General features: G+C 48.2%; 13 protein-coding genes. 3 read left to right on the forward strand and 10 right to left on the reverse strand.

Features of this window, described 5'->3' with window-relative positions; all coding sequences use genetic code 11:
- The first annotated feature begins 15 nt into the window (after positions 1-15).
- Together AB2B48_RS14195 and AB2B48_RS14200 are read left to right on the forward strand one after the other, a co-directional pair.
- The gene (locus tag AB2B48_RS14195; RefSeq protein WP_368299451.1) at positions 16-1,650 is read left to right on the forward strand and encodes a hypothetical protein; all 1,635 of its coding nucleotides are present in this window, start codon (positions 16-18) and stop codon (positions 1,648-1,650) included.
- Positions 1,647-3,290, forward strand: a complete 1,644-nt coding sequence (locus tag AB2B48_RS14200) for a PIN domain-containing protein (protein WP_368299452.1) — start codon at positions 1,647-1,649, stop codon at positions 3,288-3,290. The genes AB2B48_RS14195 and AB2B48_RS14200 overlap by 4 nt, the downstream gene beginning before the upstream one ends.
- A gap of 154 nt (positions 3,291-3,444) precedes the next feature.
- On the opposite strand, the gene AB2B48_RS14205 is transcribed toward AB2B48_RS14200, so the two are convergent.
- Positions 3,445-4,587 carry a Fic family protein gene (locus tag AB2B48_RS14205; protein ID WP_368299454.1) on the reverse strand — a complete coding sequence of 381 codons (1,143 nt, stop codon included), beginning with the start codon at positions 4,585-4,587 and terminating at the stop codon, positions 3,445-3,447.
- A 230-nt stretch (positions 4,588-4,817) separates the two neighbouring features.
- On the opposite strand from AB2B48_RS14205, the gene AB2B48_RS14210 reads away from it, so the two are divergent.
- Positions 4,818-4,871 (forward strand): hypothetical protein, encoded by a 54-nt coding sequence (locus AB2B48_RS14210; RefSeq protein ID WP_368301967.1) that lies wholly within the window; start codon positions 4,818-4,820, stop codon positions 4,869-4,871.
- Positions 4,872-5,092: 221 nt separating this feature from the next.
- On the opposite strand, the gene AB2B48_RS14215 is transcribed toward AB2B48_RS14210, so the two are convergent.
- From AB2B48_RS14215 to AB2B48_RS14255, 9 genes are all read right to left on the reverse strand, one after another.
- Complete coding sequence (locus AB2B48_RS14215; RefSeq protein WP_368299455.1) at positions 5,093-5,383, reverse strand: SymE family type I addiction module toxin; 291 nt, start codon at positions 5,381-5,383, stop codon at positions 5,093-5,095.
- Positions 5,384-5,568: 185 nt separating this feature from the next.
- Complete coding sequence (locus AB2B48_RS14220; protein ID WP_368299456.1) at positions 5,569-6,474, reverse strand: fimbrial protein; 906 nt, start codon at positions 6,472-6,474, stop codon at positions 5,569-5,571.
- Positions 6,475-6,490: 16 nt separating this feature from the next.
- Positions 6,491-6,994 carry a fimbrial protein gene (locus AB2B48_RS14225; RefSeq protein WP_368299457.1) on the reverse strand — a complete coding sequence of 168 codons (504 nt, stop codon included), beginning with the start codon at positions 6,992-6,994 and terminating at the stop codon, positions 6,491-6,493.
- 12 nt (positions 6,995-7,006) lie between these two features.
- The gene (locus AB2B48_RS14230) at positions 7,007-7,534 is read right to left on the reverse strand and encodes a fimbrial protein (protein WP_368299458.1); all 528 of its coding nucleotides are present in this window, start codon (positions 7,532-7,534) and stop codon (positions 7,007-7,009) included.
- Between the two features lie 10 nt (positions 7,535-7,544).
- The gene (locus tag AB2B48_RS14235; RefSeq protein ID WP_368299461.1) at positions 7,545-10,145 is read right to left on the reverse strand and encodes a fimbrial biogenesis usher protein; all 2,601 of its coding nucleotides are present in this window, start codon (positions 10,143-10,145) and stop codon (positions 7,545-7,547) included.
- Positions 10,146-10,217: 72 nt separating this feature from the next.
- On the reverse strand, positions 10,218-10,928 hold the full coding sequence (locus tag AB2B48_RS14240) for a fimbria/pilus periplasmic chaperone (protein WP_368299462.1): 711 nt from the start codon (positions 10,926-10,928) through the stop codon (positions 10,218-10,220).
- Positions 10,929-10,951: 23 nt separating this feature from the next.
- Positions 10,952-11,491 (reverse strand): fimbrial protein, encoded by a 540-nt coding sequence (locus AB2B48_RS14245; RefSeq protein WP_220439550.1) that lies wholly within the window; start codon positions 11,489-11,491, stop codon positions 10,952-10,954.
- Between the two features lie 70 nt (positions 11,492-11,561).
- On the reverse strand, positions 11,562-12,128 hold the full coding sequence (gene fimA / locus AB2B48_RS14250; protein ID WP_333011288.1) for a type 1 fimbrial major subunit FimA: 567 nt from the start codon (positions 12,126-12,128) through the stop codon (positions 11,562-11,564).
- Positions 12,129-13,435: 1,307 nt separating this feature from the next.
- A complete protein-coding gene (locus AB2B48_RS14255; RefSeq protein WP_368299463.1) occupies positions 13,436-14,065 on the reverse strand; it encodes a deoxynucleoside kinase in 630 nt (209 codons plus the stop codon).
- Between the last annotated feature and the right edge of the window lie 20 nt (positions 14,066-14,085).

The raw sequence follows: 14,085 nt of genomic DNA on the forward strand, positions 1-14,085 counted from the left end.
TTAAGGTCATCAGGCATGAATAACGAATTACGCTCTTCACATTACGGTTCTGGTGACATTATTCTTGGTAACAAAATAACATACCCATCAGAGCTTACTCCTGAAAACTTACTATCTATTGCAGAAGACATATTTAGAAAGATACGTAACAATGATATATCCACGGCTAAAACCATTCTAGCCGCTATAAAAAAATTACCTGCCACACCTGCCGCCAGAAAATTTTTAGATGTTTTAAACACGGCAATACTTGCTTCAGAAAACGCTGTATCCTCTGAATTTGATGAACTGTATACTCTTGCCAAAGAAGATGAGTTATCAGATAAGCTAAGAGATGTCATTTTTTCAGTGATTATGCTCATAGAGTTTAAAAATAACAATCATGAAAATCTTTTAGCTATATACTCATTGTCTCCAAAGAAAAAATACTCACATATGTTTTATCTTCAGTGCCTTGCAAATGAAGATGAAATCAATGAGTTCTGGAACCAGAACCGACCTCTGATTGGTGAGGATGAACTTTATGCAATATCAATAGGTTTCAGTCGAGTAAATAATCAAGCATCAGCCAAGAAAATTGCAACAATCTTAGTAGAAAAGACACCAACACCTACGAATTCGATTCTTCTCAATTATATTACTGTGCTGGAACTTACAGAAAAATATCATAGTATAGATTTACTTTCTCTGGATAAAGACATCTATGACCAAGTAATCAACTGTATTAATGATACGATCTCATTTTCAGAAAAACATCTAGACAACAAATGGTTGCTTTACTCTTTAAGTAATTTAGTCATTTTGGTTAAAGCAAATCATTATCAGCTTATTCAAACAATAGCTAAATATAAGGATAAAATATCAGTTATTAATCCATCAGTTACTGACTTTGTTGATAAACTATTCTCTATTGATGAAACAGCCCCCCTCACTTTGCGGGATATTAAAGAAGACAATGATTTAACATCAGACGCTCTGATTGTATTATTAGAGGCTGCAGCAAATGGAATGTATATTAAGGAGAGTATAAAGCAGCTTATTCTGAATGCTGATTTAAAAAAAGATGATCATATTGAAAATTTACTTTTTAACTACCAACTAATATCGTCTAAAGCTAAGTTGTTATTAAATGATAGTAATGATCACATTAATAAAAAAAGAATCAAAGAAGATCTTGCTATTTTCATTCCATTTGCACATAAAAATAAAACATATCTTCCCGGCAATGGTTTAGTTAATTTATGTGATGATTTACTCTGGTTAGACCTTGCTAAAGAGAGCTGTGATCTTCTTGAACCTCATTTACCTGAAAATTTATGGCCGTCACGCTTAGTTATAGCCTATTTTGAGTCACTTATTCGTGCAGAAAAGCTAACTACATTAACAGAATGCCTGAGCAAGATAGGTAAAACATTATGGGATCACTACACATGGATCTTCCAGGCCAGAATAGATATTGCGTATAACTGTTGGCCTCAAGCAATAATAGCCTTGGAAGAGGCAATTAAGAAAAATGATGATAATTCATATCCTTGGCTTCTACTAATTCGTTGTACCTTAAAAACTGCTCCATCTACAGCCATTAAAATTCTAGACAGAATACCAAAAACTATTTTTCATCTTTCGATGCTCATACTTTACCATTATTGACATTTATATCAAATAAATTAGATCCTCATTTTTCAGAAAAAATAATTTCAGAGAGATTTATTAACTCACCACAAAAATTCGCACCTATTCTTTTACAAATACATTTTTCATCTTTAACAGGTCATCAAGCTAAAAAAGCTAATGAATTAAACACACAATATCCAGATAAAGTTATAAGAGCTATAAAACTGCTCCGTAATGGAGTGGAAGAAGAGAGAGTTATTCTTGATATAACACCTGATAAAGAACAAGGTGCCTTATTATCTGCTCACACTGAATATGGGGATCTTCTTGCTAATTTAGCTATAGATGAGGAAGATATTTATGTCATGGACAGAGTAAAAATAATAGAAGAATTAAATCCTTATCATGTAATATTCAGATATGCACTAAATATTATATCTGAAAAACCAGATGTAACCTTCCCGATAAAACAGATTGAAGTTCCCTCAGACTCTGAGTTAATGTTTAAAAAAATAAAAGATGAATTTTCACAATATGATATTCAATCTAGAGAAGAACACATTATCAATTGTCAGAATGTACCTTTATACCTTAAAGCTCATGAGCTTGATAAAGGGAAACCTGTAAAATCCATTTTACAGCTATTAACCTCTCAGATAGTCAACAGGTCTATATCTTTCCCTGAGGGAGAAGTAGAGAATCCAGAAAAATTCATTGCGGATATTCATGGCATTATTTATTTAGCTCTAACTCGTGCAGACATAAAATTATGTAAGAGCAGCTCCAAGCTAATAATTACAAATGAGACAAAAGCTTGTATTGATAATTGGTTAATTGAAGTTGAAAATCCTTCTTATCTATCTATCGGTGTACGTAATGATCATCTTTTCAAGATAACAGCAGAAGACATTCAAAGCTCAACAGCATCCATTCGCGAAGCTCTGAATAACTTACTTAGATACAGTGAGGTTCACCCAGTTCCAGTAGAGAATACGCCAGACATCCTATTAAATGCAAAAGAATTTTTGGATACATCTGTCTACTCTACTATAAAATATGTTCTATTCACAAAAACGCCTTATTTTATTATTGATGATGCCTTTAGTGCCCTTACAAAGTCTTTAGACCCTGAAATAAAGATAGTAAATTCGATTGTATTTATATCTCATCTTTTAGAACATCTACCACTACCTATAAAATTAAACAATTTCCAATACCATATAGAAACTTATCTTCCTATACATATAAGCTACAAGGATTGTATTGCACTGGCAAATTCAGATGATGGAAAGCATGTCACTTTAGTGACCAAAATACTTCAAATGCACCCCAATCCATTTAATAACTTTAAAAATCTATGTTCATTTTTCGCACATATTATCTCTTTGCCATTATTTTCAACTTATATCAACCATCATAAGAAAAGAAGACAATCATCTCTGGACAATGCTGTAATCACATTATTTAATACTTGCTGCCAAGGTATAGTTAATGCTTCAGATGGACGTACCGCAGAGGAACGATTAGTAGCCTTCACTAAACTTATCATTGATGACAATATATACCCCCAAGAATTCATTTCATTTATTTTTTCAATTTTCAATTTATTTGCACAAGGACACTTTCTTGACATTAATTATATGAATAAATTATTAAATAACATTGAAAAAAAATAACCTCTCACAGTCAACCCAAGTATAAAAAATTAAGCAAAAAACTAAAGTAAAATCTTTCAATAAAAAAAATAAAAAACATAGTAGATATATAAATAGCTGCTATGTTTCATTAATTATAATGAAAAAGGTATATACTCTACTGATACTATTTATATCACAAATCAGGAATAAACCCTTCTTCCCTCAGAACCTTAATCACTCCACGTATCAGATACGAGTTAGAAAACTTCGCCGTGTAAGTACGAGCACCCTCTTCTATTGGCTGGAGCAACCCCCGCTCAATCAATTTACCAAGCTGGTAAGTCACCTGCGTCGGTTTCAGATCGGGCAAAACTGAGCGTAGATCGCCCGCTTTTATCGTCCCCAACTCGACAGCGCGTTTCAGTACCTTCGATTCCAGCAGATTTATCAGCCCTCTTTCCGACGAAAAATCGATAGCCGGATACAGGATCTTTTCACTCAGGAAAGCGTGGTTTGTCAGTTGATCGACTTTCTTCAGCTCAGAAGAGATCCCCGAAAGGACATATAAGCACCATTCTTCCAGCCCCTGCTCTGTTCCCTTATCGGCTAACGAAAGCATGGCGTAGTAACGCTCACGATCGTTACAGAATACCGCTGTCGGATTGAGAACCCGCCCGCCAGCCTGAACATTAAAACCATACTTGATCAGCAACGCATAGGTCAGCAATCTGACCGTTCTGCCATTACCGTTGCCAAAGGGATGTATCCAGCCAAAGCGGTGATGCACCAGTGCAATCTTCATCAGATCGTACTTTGGCTTATCGGCACGGTTAATAAAGGCGGTCAGTTCTGCCATATAATCAGCAACGCGGATGTGATCCGGCGGCAAATGGTCAGACTGAGCAATGCTGACGTTATGTTGTCGATATGCGCCGGGCGTTCTGTCGCCTTCCTGTTGCAACCCGACCACCGCCAGACTATGCAACTCGCGGATAAAATATTCCGTTATGTCGTCGCCATGGTTCAGGTACTCGTCGATATACTCCATCGCCGCTTCAATATTGTTGATTTCTTTGAGCTGATCCGTCGAACTCTGCGTTCCTTCAACCTTGCTTTCAACATAGTCGGCAAGCGTGGTGTGGTTTCCCTCAATCCTTGCAGAACCGAGACTTTCCAGCATGTGGAAAACCGCCTTCAACTGCGCAAACAGGATAGGGTGAACATCAGTTTCCAGTCGCAGGTGCCGGAGTAACTCCAACTCCGTCAGCGCATCGACCAAAGGGGAGTCAAAGCTGGGATTCAGAAGCGACAGTTCAAAGTGATTAAATTGAGCCATGATGTTTAGTTATCTCAACTGGTGCATGACGGTATCTCAAAAGTATAGAAAAAATACTAATAGAATCTATAAATTAGAAATAACATCGTTTCTGATTATCTCAAAAACCATTATTCAAACATATCAAATGTAAGTTTGAAAGATGTTCAATGCGAAGGGGGATGGAGTTTTGCCTGCGTAATGCAGCATGGATTTTTTAGCGCCGCTATGTGTGGACCCCGAACCGTTATGTGTGGAGTTCCAGCCACTATATGTGGACCTCAGGTCGTTATGTGTGGACCTAACTCCACACATAGCGAAGCCCCATTCGCTAAACGCCGATTTTTCGTGATAACCATCACAAAAATAAAGCGATTTTTTATGGGGGCCTTCGTGGGGGCGCTGTTTGTAAGAAATACCAATGAAACCAATAACAAACAGAGTGTTAGTCGTGGATATGATTCCGAGTCCGGCACCACTATTTAAAGAACCCAGCCTATGGCTGGGTTTTTGCTTTTCAGGGATATCACAACGCGTTCAATCCCCCCTCCTTCACCGCCTTTACCGCTTGCTTAATCTCTTCGCGCAGTGCTTTCATTTCATCGTTGTCCGGGATCAGCACAATGCAGCCTCCGGCAATCTTCACCGTGACGCCTGTTCCCGTGTCGAAACCGACCTCTTTTAGCCATTTTCCGCTGAGATTCAGGGAGGGCGTGCTGGTATTGCCTTGCTGAGGGACGTAGCTGACGGTGTAGCGGCGCTCGGTTTTTATCGGTGTGGCGGATGATGGGTGAGTCTGGGTAGGGATCGTAGCCATAAGGGGCAACCTCCAACAAGCAGTCAATAATGCCGCCATCGGAGAGGCTAATCCCGGCACCTGATTTTGCAGATGCCAGGCAAAGGTACTGCTATCACTTACAGGCCGCAAGCGGTTTTCATACGCTAATCAAATCATCACGTTAATCTTGAATTCGCCTCGCAAAACGTAGCGACTCCTCTCCCTCATTGATACACAAACGTCACCCCAATAATCGACTGCACGTTCCCCGCCGTCACCTGACCGCTGGTTCGCGCGTAGTTGGCCGTTAACCCCAAGCTGACGGCAGACGTCGTCACCGTGCCAAGCGACACCGTGCTATTAGCCGGAAGTACGCTGCCGTTGCGCGTAAGCTGCACGCCAATCCCTTGTGCCGGTGAGGCCGACGCGGTGTTGGTGAAGATGGAGTTCGCCGCATCCGCCGTGGTGCCTGAAAGGTAGTAACCCAACTTCTGACTCTGCGCACAGTAAACCGTCAGTGGAATGGCCGTGGAGCCGGGGTAATCCGGTAGCGTCACCGTTACGTTGCGCGAGGAAACATCGCAGCCGCCGGTCGGCACCACCACGTTATTGTTGGCGTAGATATTCCAGATAAACTGAAAATCATCGCTGTTCTTATTGTTGGTCTGGCGCAAGATCATCCTCGCAATCAGCGTGCCGGCGCTAATTGCCACACCACCGGCGGAGCTAATTGGCGTCAAATAGAGCACCGTAGGCCAGGGCTTGTCGGTCCTGGAGTTATAGATCAGGCGCGATGTTTCCGTGGTGGTGGGAAACGGGTAGCTGGTACCGTTATATTTCACGGTGCCGGAAAAGCTCGACAGCACCCCGCCGTAGGCCGAGCCGCGCTGCAGCGTCACATAGTCGGTGATAGTCTCCGGGTAGTCGTTATGACAAAAAATCTGCGTCGAGAGATCGACCACCAGGTTTTGCCCCACGTTTACCGCAGGCGCAAGATCCACATAAACGTTAGCGCTGCCGCCGCCGATGGGGATGGTCGTACCGTTCGCCGTCTTACAGGCAAACGACCAGGCGTTAAACGACCAACCAGCCAGCAGCAGCGTTGTCAGTAGGGCTATCACGTTTTTCATTACTCTCTTCTCCTGGTCAGGCGTAGGTATAGGTGACGTTGATGACCGTCTTAATGGTGCCCTGGGTTGCACCGCCGTTCACCGACAGCGCCCTCACCTGCAGCGGGAAATGCGCAGACTGCGATGCTTCGTCCACCGTCACCGTCGTGGTAGCGCCGGTGTTCAGCGTGTTTCCGCCGTTGTCCTGGAGCTCAAGCTGGATGTTTTTGGCGGTGCCCTGATTCTGGTAGTAGCCAGTGGCGTCCGCCGTGCCGCTAAAGCTGGCGATCACCCTTGATGTGCCGACAGGGCAGTTGCTGAGTTCAAGCGCCACGCTGTGCCACGCGGAAGCTGAGCCCGCGGAAAGCAGGCTAAAGGTATAGAGGTCACCAAGCTCGACGCTGGCGTTGGTGGTCGATACCGTGCAGGGCTTCGCCACCACTTTGCCGTTGACGGTAATGGTGACATCGGCGGCCCATGACGCCGGAGAGACCGCCGCCAGCGCGAACGCCCATAGCCAGCCGTAATAAAACCGTTTCATTTGCGCCTCCGCTTACTGAAATTCAAGAGTGAACGTCGCCGTGGCGTTAACGTGGCCCGGGGTGACCGGCACCTGCGTCGCCATCAGACGGGCGTAAAAGTTCAGCGTGTTAGTCTGGCCGGGGGTGAGCGTCGTCCACGGAATGGTCGACGATGCAGCGTTAATCGGCAGCGTGGTCTGCTGCCCGTTGAGGATCTGCACCCCCATTCCTGCCGCGGCAGACGCGCCACTGCCCAGCTTTAACAGGCTGGTATTGCCGTTATCCGCCACGCCGGTAAATCCCACCTTCACTGCGCTGACTGCACCGCCGCACGGCGAGAGCACGATGCGAAACGGGACGGCGGGCGTAGTTGCGCCAACGGCGTCGAACTGTTTAGCGGCGTTATTCATCAGGTCAACGGTAAAGTCTTTTGATTCCCCCGCCACGGCGCAGCCGTTATCCCTGACGTTGCCGGTAATGGTTATTGTGCTATCCGCCGCCAGCGTGCAGGTAGCCGTCAGCGCCAAGCACACGCTGAGCAGATAAAAGGAAGTTCTCATTCTTCTGTCCTTAGCGGCACACGGCCGATAGCTGAATCAGCGTCTGTTCCTGACTCTCATTCGGTATGTGGTAATCTGCCACGCAGCGGGCATCGTCGCCTTCGCCCCATACCACCTGAACCTTCCCGGCAAGCGGCATACCGCTCAGGTAAACGAGGCCGTTATCCGCCACGATGCTGCTGTTCTGATTGTCTGCCGAGGTCACCATCGCGCCGAAAGGCACCAGCTTGCCGCGATGTGTGAGCGTCATCAGCAGCTTCATCCCTACCCGCGTTTTAAATTTCGCCCGCACAATCGCCCCGTGAGTGGGCACCACGTTGACCACCGCGTCGTCTAAATCGACGTTATCCGCCAGCGAGTTGGTGTCGAGCGCCACGCGGTTTTCACGATACTCGGTGGCATACGGCAGGACGGCGTAGCCGCGCCAGTCGGTGCGCACCCCGGTCTGGTTTTCAATTCTTGTGCCTTCCGCACCCGGCGCGCTCACCAGCACAACCGTGTCGTTCAGCGGTTGGCTTAGCGTCACGCCATTGGCATGCGCCAGCACGCCGCCGCTCATGCCGTAATAGAGCTGCTTCAGGCTGTCGCTGTGGCTGTAACCGACGTTGGCGTTACCATAACCGCCGCGATAGTTCAGTGCCGCATAGCCGGTGCTGCCGCTAGAGCCTTCCCCGCCGCTGGCGTAGCCGGTCTGCACGCTGTAGCTCAGGTTGTTATCTTCCAGCAGCGTGCCGTACAGCCCGGCCAGGTTGCTCATGCGACCGTTAAGATCGTCAGACATGCTGTAGCTGGCGCTGGCGTGTCGCCAGACGGACTGGCTGTCGGAACGCAGCCAGTGGCTGAATGGAATGTTGACGTTCACGGCCAGCATCTGGTCACGCCCATCCTGCCAGGCGTTTTTGGTCAGGCTGTAGCTCAGCGTCCAGTTGATGTCACTGACGGCGGTATTCAGCCCGACCTGGAACTGTTCATCCGCGCTGTCGGTTCCCCAGTAGCTTTGGCGGCTACCGCTTACGTAAAGGGTGGCGGTACGGCCTAGCTGCTGGGTCACGCTCACCTGCACCTTGCCCCGTTTGCTATAGGCCAGGTTGTAGTAGTCGGTGAATTTCGGCTTCACGTAAACCGGCCCGTCCTCGGTCACTACGCTATGGCCGCTCATGCGCTGGTAGGTGGTATCGGCAAAGCTGTAGTAGCCCTGCGTGGAGTAGCGGTAGCCCACCAGTTGAATATTGGTACCCAGTTCACTGAGTGATTTGTTATAGAGAAATCGTACCGACTGGCCCTGCTGTTCGCTGTCATCGGGCAGCATCGCGTTGGCCTGGGTGATATCCACCGACAGCGCGCCCAGATCGCCCATATTTTTCCCGACGCCCAGGTTAAAGGCACGATAGCGGTCTGCCAGTTGGGTACCGCCATAAAGCGTCCATCCTGCCGGTAGCCCGTGCATCAGCGTGCTTTGAAAGAAGGTAGGATCTTCCTGGAGATCGTTGCCGCTGCGGTATTTCCCGGCAGTCAGCGCGTAGCGGGTGTGGCCTTCACGCTGCAGGACCGGAACCGAAGAGTACGGCACGGTGAAGCTCTGAACGCTGCCGTCCGCCTCTTTGATAGCGACCTGAAGATCGCCGCCGTTGCCCGCCGCATAGAGATCGTTAATCGTGAAGGGGCCCGGCGGCACCGTGCTGTGGTATATCTCATAGCTGTTTTGCTTGATAGAGACCTGCGCCGTACCACGAGCAATACCGTGAATGACCGGCGCAAAGCCTTTCTGGCTATCCGGCAGCATATTGTCATCGGATGCCAGCTGCGCTCCGCGAAAGTTAATGCCGTCAAAGACGTCGCCGTTGGTGTAGCTGTCGCCAAGCGTCAAGCGTGAGCGAAACGGCGTGATATCACGTTCCAGCCAGGTGTTGACGTGTTGCCATTTATTCTCGCTGGTCGAACCGCTGCTGTAGCTCCAGGTGCTGTTATCACGCAGCCGCCACGCGCCAACGTTTAGCCCGCTTTGCAGGTTTAAATAGGCGTACTGGCTGCTGCCGCCAACGCGGTTTTGTACGTTATTACCGGTGAAGTTGTAGTTCAGCAGCCCGGCGGTGATCCCGTTATCCCACAGCTCTGGCGAAATATAGCCGCGCGCCTGATTTCCCATATAGGCCTGAGGAATGGTCAGGTACAGACGCTGCTGGCCGACGTCCAGGCGGATGGTCGCATCCTTGATCATCTCCGTAAACGGTATGCAGGCGTCAGGCTCCAGCGCGTCCATTCCCTTAATCGCCGCCGTGTTAAGCCCCATGCTGGCAAGCTGGCCACGCGTCAGGCACGGCATCAAACCGTGGCCATTTTCACCGGCGCTGAAGGTGACATCACGGGTGGTCATAAAACCATCGTTCAGATAGATATCCATACGATAGGTACCCGGCGGTAGCTCCTGCCCCTTCTCAAAGCTAGAAAGATCCGCAACGGCAGCCGGGTCGTCGGCCAGAAAACGCGGGTTAAAGTAGAGCTCCGCCTGAGCGAGAAAGGCCGGTGAGGCGAGCAAAGTCGCAACGGAGAGTTGCGTCAGCCGTATACGTCGGGCCTGCAAATGGTCGAGGCCAAATTTCAGATATGACATAGTCCCTCCGGTTCGATATCGCCCGGCAGTCCGTTCTTATTCTGTTCAAGGGATACGGGAAACTCCCGTTGTTTAACGCATCACGCCGATGACGCGCGGCGTCAGTGCACCGTAGTCATTAATAGTTCTGTAGGTAATCTCGCCGCTCGCCTCATCCGGAATTTTCACGCTGGTTTCGCCCAGCGGTGGCACCAGCGCGTTTTCCAGCCCACGCGTGCCCACGCTAAGTTCGGTAACCGTCAGGTAATAGGGCGAAGGGTTGATAAGCGTGAGCTTGCCGGCGTTGCGACGAAACGTCAGTTTCTGAGCAGCCTCTTCCGGCGGCATGGCAAGCTTAGCCGGGCGGTAGTAGAGCTTGATGCGGCTGATAATCGCCAGTTGCAGGGTGTTGTCGTTAAGCTTAGATTTGTCCATCGCCGGAATGGCTTTGACGTTCATCCAGAACAGGCTTTCTCTGTCCTGTGGCAGCTGGTTATTGGAGGCGTCGAGAATACGTAAGGTGTTCTCTTTTTTTCCCTGCATCGCAAACAGCGGCGGCGTCACCACAAAGCGTCCGTCTTTGGTGCCCGCAGCATTCTCCACCCATGACTGGATCAGGTAGGTGCCGTTTTCATCGGTGTTGGTGACCGCCAGCGGAACCTGCTTTTGCCCTGCCGGGTAAATCACGCGGGTCGCCCCCAACGCCACGCCCGCTTCCGCGCGCGAAACCAGCCCGGTTGCCGCCATCAGCAGCCCGAACACCATCATCAACGTTCTTTTCATGTTTACCCTTGTTGTACTCACCGTCATATCCTGCGTTCGGTTCATTACTGGTAGGTCAATGCAAACCAGGCCTGCGCATTGGCCGTACCGCCGACGACCTGCCGAGCGGTCGATCGGTACTTCGCCACAAAGTGCAACGTGGTCGGCCCGTCGTGGAGCCGCACCCAGCGCACGGGATCGTCGTTCAGCGCAATTCGCCCGCCCTGATCATCAAACAGCGCGATACCAATACCGGTAGCAATCCCCGCGCCTTCGCCCACCGAGAGCACGTTCGGGTCTTTGCCATCAGCCACACCCTGAAATGACACGCCGACGTGTTGACTGACTTCGGTGTTGCAATCTTCAAGATGGATATCAAAAGCAATCGGGTTGGACTCTTCGCCTACCGCATGAAAACGATGACTGCTGACCTGACCCATTTTTACCGTCATCAGGCGATCCCCCGCCGCGACGCTACAGGCCTCGGCGACGACGACGCCCTGAAAGCGCATATTTCCGCCGGGTACCGTCACGTTCCAGTGATTTCCAGCCAGCGCCACGGCTGGCGACATGGCAACCAGCAGACCCCATTTCATCCATTGCATCGTTATCATCTCCGTTCCTTCACGGATAACTGGGCCCCCCTGGCCCCGAACGTCGTCCCTGCCGAAGGGGTTACTCGTACTGCACTTTGAAGGTGGCGTCAGCGTTCGCTGCACCCGCGGTTGCCACACCGGTAGCGTAGTAACGCGCCTGGAACGGAATCACGTTGGTGCCATCGTTCAGCGTGGTCGCGCTGCTGAAGGTGGCGCCGTCTAATGCTAGCGGTTTGCCTTTGTTGTCGAGGATCTGAATACCGACGTTAGACGCGCCGCCAGAAGCTGAACCTTGCAGTGCCAGAACGGTGGTATTGGTGGTATCAATCGCCGTGCCGGAGAAGGCCACTGATGCCTTGGTAGAGACGCTGGTATCGCAGTCGTTCAACTGAATGTTAAAGCCCACTGCGGAGCTGGTGCTGCCCGCCGTCGCCAGTTTTGCGGAACGAACCTGGCCCATCTGCACGGTCTGGTCGATAGAACCGGCATCGACGGCGCAGGCCGCGTTAACGACTTCACCTTTAAAATGAACGGTACCGCCATTTACGGTCGTGGTATCCGCCGCTGTGGTATCCGCCGCTAATGCAGCCGTTGAAGCCATAGACAGCGCAGAGATAATAACCAGCGCGACTTTATTAATTCCCATAAAACCTACTCCTTATTAATAGAGAATCTTATTCTCATTTTGTTAAAAACAGCGATGAGGGGTGATAGCGGAAGCATCACCAGACACGTTTTTTATTACTTAAGTGAAATTTCCTTGCTCATGGCAATAGTGCCATTGCTGACCACCAGCAATGGCACTACCACCGTCGATTGAGCTTAGAAATATCGAGATAAAAAGAGAGCGCCGCAGCATTATTTCCGCGCAGGCCAAACATCCTTTTAGTTTTCTGCCTCACATAATAAATATGTTTCTCACTGAACCCTGCTAGCTTATTTATTTGGGATACTGAATATCCTTCGCATAGATAGCGAAAAACAGTCAGCTCTTTCTCAGAGAAATCTCTCCGATCGTAAATAGATTTACCCGCCTTATACAGGCATGAGTAAAGATCGGAAAAGCCTATTTTTTCAGAGACTAGCCAAGGAAAAGGCCCCTGAAAATCGCCCCCGGAAGACGCTTCCATCTTGTATAGCAGTACAATTCGACAACGAGAAGTCGGTGAAGCCAATAAACTAAGAATCCGATGTCGCTCTACAACATCAGAAATATAAACAACGAAGATATCTCGAACCGATGTGCTTAAGTAGCACTTCGACCGCAATTGCCGAGAGTGGATCGTTGAAACGTTGCCATCCTGGATAACATCATCATCCTGTAATGCCAAAAGAAAAAAACTGTTATCCGAGATAATACATTGCCTCATATATTACCCCAACGTCCTGGTCTGAGTTTTTATCTAATATCCGTAGTTCCTGATTCTATAAATCTGTTTGCTAAATTTCGGTTTAATTATATACACAGTGAATATATATCGTCAAAAACGATCAATTAATTATTATTGATAGATATAATCAATTGATTAAAGGAATATAGATCGTCTTAATCGATCAATTATTTAATAAAAACAAGTAGATCAATGAAATAGATAATCGTGTTTTAGGATTTTTCCATTAATAAGATTTTGCTCGTACTGATACGTCCGCGACTCAATTTGTAATTTTATGTAAAGAGCGTGTTCAGATTCATAATTTAACTTATTTTTCACATTCAAATAAATTGATCCAAATCAATTAACGACAAATAAACAAAAATACAATTATTGATTCACAGCAATTTAAGCCGCTCAATTTAATCCATTTTGGGGAGTCATTACGGTAATAAAACGCCCCAATGAGAGTATAGGCGCGGCTTTTCGACAGGGAGGAATAGAAGACGGTGGGAATGAACAACGACCTCAGGCGCAGCATCTCATAAGAGGCGCTGCGCCATGGCATAGATTCAACATGCTATTTCAGGCTTTCAACGACGGCATCCGCCAGTGTTTCCGGGCAGGCAAACCCTGACTCCACGCGATGCGTCAGCAGTTTAGAACCGTACTGGCGGGTAATCTGCGGCAGGCAGGCATCGTGAAACGCTTTAAGATCGGCAAAATAGTCCAGCGTATATTCGCTCTCCCCCGCCCGGCCACGCGCCATGCAGGCGTTAAAGCACGACTCCACGTCCCGGTCGACGTAAACCACCAGGTCAATCTGCGGGTAGCACTTCAGGTAATGCTTTATTTGATAGAAATAGGACATATAGCGGGCCGATGGCTGTTCGGTCATCAGGAAGTTAACGTGGCAGAACACGATATCGCTAAACAGCGAACGCTCAATTACGTAATTGCCGTCTGGAATATCCTGTAAAAGCGCCTGTCGGCTGCGGGTAATATAAAGCTGGAAAGCCACCCTCGCATCCGCATCGCGGGGGTTTTCGACGAAGACCTGCAGCAGCTCGAGAAACACAGGGTCTTCATCCACCGGCTCTCGAATGACTTTCCAGCTGACGCCCGTTTTCTCGGATAGCGCCTGAGCCAGGGGTTCAAGCAGCGTGGTTTTTCCTGCGGCAATATTGGCCTCAATAGCGACAATCTTCATGTCAGTACCCTGATGATTTA

Origin of the sequence: Kluyvera sichuanensis (assembly GCF_040930405.1) — a bacterium.
Lineage (GTDB): Bacteria > Pseudomonadota > Gammaproteobacteria > Enterobacterales > Enterobacteriaceae > Kluyvera > Kluyvera sichuanensis.

Coding starts and splice junctions, on each gene's coding strand:
- AB2B48_RS14195 (WP_368299451.1), top strand. CDS start 16: ATGAATAACGAATTACGCTCTTCACATTACGGTTCTGGTGACATTATT.
- AB2B48_RS14205 (WP_368299454.1), bottom strand. CDS start 4,587: ATGGCTCAATTTAATCACTTTGAACTGTCGCTTCTGAATCCCAGCTTT.
- AB2B48_RS14215 (WP_368299455.1), bottom strand. CDS start 5,383: ATGGCTACGATCCCTACCCAGACTCACCCATCATCCGCCACACCGATA.
- AB2B48_RS14220 (WP_368299456.1), bottom strand. CDS start 6,474: ATGAAAAACGTGATAGCCCTACTGACAACGCTGCTGCTGGCTGGTTGG.
- AB2B48_RS14225 (WP_368299457.1), bottom strand. CDS start 6,994: ATGAAACGGTTTTATTACGGCTGGCTATGGGCGTTCGCGCTGGCGGCG.
- AB2B48_RS14230 (WP_368299458.1), bottom strand. CDS start 7,534: ATGAGAACTTCCTTTTATCTGCTCAGCGTGTGCTTGGCGCTGACGGCT.
- AB2B48_RS14235 (WP_368299461.1), bottom strand. CDS start 10,145: ATGTCATATCTGAAATTTGGCCTCGACCATTTGCAGGCCCGACGTATA.
- AB2B48_RS14245 (WP_220439550.1), bottom strand. CDS start 11,491: ATGCAATGGATGAAATGGGGTCTGCTGGTTGCCATGTCGCCAGCCGTG.
- fimA (WP_333011288.1), bottom strand. CDS start 12,128: ATGGGAATTAATAAAGTCGCGCTGGTTATTATCTCTGCGCTGTCTATG.
- AB2B48_RS14255 (WP_368299463.1), bottom strand. CDS start 14,065: ATGAAGATTGTCGCTATTGAGGCCAATATTGCCGCAGGAAAAACCACG.